Genomic DNA, 687 nt, shown 5'->3' with positions numbered 1-687 from the left:
GCGACCTACAACGACGACGTGGAGGCGTCGTCTGGTGAGACGTCGTACGAGGAGCCTGTGCTGTCGTGGTCTGGTCCGCTTGATGTGGGCGAGGAAGCGACGGTGACCTACTCGGTGACAGTCGATGCCGAGGGCGACCGGTTCCTGAAGAACGTCGTCACGACGCCGAACGAGGAGCAGTGCATTCCGGCCGAGGACCAGGACGAAGCGTGCACCACCGAGCACATCAACGGTGCGTACACCTTCTCCAAGACCTCGGACCCGGAGCCTGGCTCGTTGGTCGAGGCTGGTGAGGAAGTCACCTACACGGTCCTGATCGAACATGTCGGGACCGCACCGGTTGAAGGCGCGTCGATCGAGGACGACCTTTCGGACGTGCTCGATGAAGCCGACTGGAACGACGACGCCGAGGCGTCGTCCGGTGAGGCGTCCCTGGACGGGACGACGCTCACCTGGAACGGTGACCTCGACATCGATCAGGTTGTGACACTGACCTACTCGGTGACCGTGGGCGACGAGATGGGCGCGAGCCTGTTGAACGTGGTCACCACGGACGACGAGCGTGGCGTGTGTGTGCCGGCGCCGGATGAGAACCCGGACTGCACCACGGAGCACTTCAACGCCGCGTACGTCTTCTCCAAGACCTCGGACCCGGAAAGCGGGTCGACGGTCGAGGAGGGTGATGTC

1 protein-coding gene is annotated in these 687 nt (G+C 63.9%); it reads left to right on the top strand.

The genetic code is table 11. The features are described 5' to 3' along the window. A partial coding sequence (locus ELR45_RS16625; RefSeq protein ID WP_240759799.1) for a DUF7927 domain-containing protein occupies positions 1 to 687 on the top strand: 687 nt, incomplete at both ends.

It is taken from the genome of Phytoactinopolyspora endophytica (genome assembly GCF_004138495.1).
Classification (GTDB): domain Bacteria; phylum Actinomycetota; class Actinomycetes; order Jiangellales; family Jiangellaceae; genus Phytoactinopolyspora; species Phytoactinopolyspora endophytica.
The sequence above is the reverse complement of the archived record's forward strand: the minus strand, read 5'-3'. Positions and strand labels throughout refer to the sequence as shown.